The sequence below is a fragment of the bacterium genome (assembly GCA_024224155.1).
Taxonomy (GTDB): Bacteria; Acidobacteriota; Thermoanaerobaculia; order Multivoradales; family JAHEKO01; genus CALZIK01.
In genome coordinates this window covers 1-1660 of record JAAENP010000424.1, presented here as the reverse complement: position 1 = coordinate 1660, position 1660 = coordinate 1, and the positions used below count along the sequence as shown (strand labels likewise).

At 66.3% G+C, this 1660-nt stretch carries 2 protein-coding genes; both read left to right on the top strand.

Going from position 1 to position 1660, the window contains the following annotated elements; translation table 11 throughout:
• Positions 1–697 (top strand): tyrosine-type recombinase/integrase (locus GY769_20950; GenBank protein MCP4204386.1); only part of this gene is annotated, 697 nt, incomplete at its 5' end.
• Positions 690–1660, top strand: a 971-nt coding sequence (locus tag GY769_20945; GenBank protein MCP4204385.1) for a site-specific integrase, incomplete at its 3' end; no start/stop codon positions are given. The genes GY769_20950 and GY769_20945, both read left to right, overlap by 8 nt.

Genomic DNA, 1660 nt, shown 5'->3' with positions numbered 1-1660 from the left:
GCTGTTAGAGCCGGGGCCACGCATCCCTCGTTCCTTCGAGCCCTACATCTACTCCCGGGACGAGCTGCAGCGCCTCCTCGATGCGACGGCGATCCTGGAAGACAGCCGCTCGCCGCTGCAGCACGCGACCTTCCGGACGCTGCTACTGGCCCTCTACGGCGCAGGGCTCCGGCCAAGCGAGGGCTTGCGCCTGCGGTGCTGCGATGTGGATCTCGACGAGCGCGTCCTCGCCATCTGGGACACGAAGTTCTTCAAGTCTCGGCTCGTGCCCATCGGCACCGCGCTGTCCGCGGCGCTCGGTACGTACCACAAGGCCCGCCAACGTCTGCCGATGCCGGCCGGGACTCGATCGGCCTTCTTCGCTTCGCACACGGGCAACGCGATCACGCTCGGCAGGCTTGAGAACGTGTTTGTTCGACTCCGTGAGCATGCCGGAGTCCAACGCCCACCGGGCGCTCGCTGGCAACCGCGGCTTCACGACATGCGGCACGCCTTTGCCGTACATCGGCTGATCGCCTGGTACCGCGAGGGCGCGGACGTCCAGGCCTGCCTGCCGCTGCTGTCGACCTATCTGGGCCACGTCAACGTTTCCGGGACGCAGGCCTACCTGACCATGACCCCTGAGCTGCTCGCCGAGGCATCGAAGCGCTTCGAGCGCTACGCCGCCATCGGCGAGGAGGAGAAACACGATGCCTGACCACCACTTGATGGGCCCCTTCGTCCGCCGGTTCCTGCTTGAGGAGCTGGTCGCCGACCGCAACCTCAGCCTCAACACGCAGAGGAGCTATCGCGACGCGATTCGCTTGCTCTTCGTCTTCGTCGCCGAGCGCCACTCGACCGACCCCACCCGCGTCACCGTCGAGCAACTCGACGCGACGGTAGTGCGCGGCTTCCTTGCCCACCTCGAAAACGATCGCGGCAATTCGATCGCCACCAGAAACCAACGTCTCGCGGCCCTCCACTCGCTGTTTCGGTTCATCGGGCGCCTCGTCCCGGAGTTGGACGACCATGCTGCACAGATCCAGGCGATCCCGCTGCGCCGCACGGCTACGCCCGTCATGCCCTACCTCGACAAGCACGAGATCGACGCCCTGCTCGCGGTCCCCATTCGCAACCGTGCGCAAGGCCGTCGTGACTACGCACTGCTCCTGTTTCTCTATAACACCGGCGCGCGAGCCACCGAGGCCGCCCAAGTCACCGTCGCGGATCTCACCCTCGGAAGCTCGCCATCAGCCCGCTTCGACGGCAAAGGCAGGAAGATCCGCACCTGCCCTCTCTGGCCGCGTACCGCCAAGATCCTGAGGGATCTGCTCGGCCGGCGCATCGACGGCCCTCGCAAGTCCCCCGTCTTCCTCAACGTCCGGGGTCAGCCGATGACGCGCTATGGCGTCCACGCGCTCGTCGCGCGGACTGTCGACAAGGCTGTCGAGACCCTGCCGTCGCTGCGAGACAAGCGGGTCAGTCCGCACACCATCCGCCATACGATGGCGGTACACCTGCTCCGCGCAGGCGTGGACATCAACACGATCCGCGCCTGGCTGGGACACGTCTCCCTTGAGACCACCAATCGTTACGCTGAGGTCGACTTGGAGATGAAGGCCCACGCGCTGGAGACATGCGCGGTCACCGGGTCGGATTTCGCGCTCAAGCGCACGCCGAG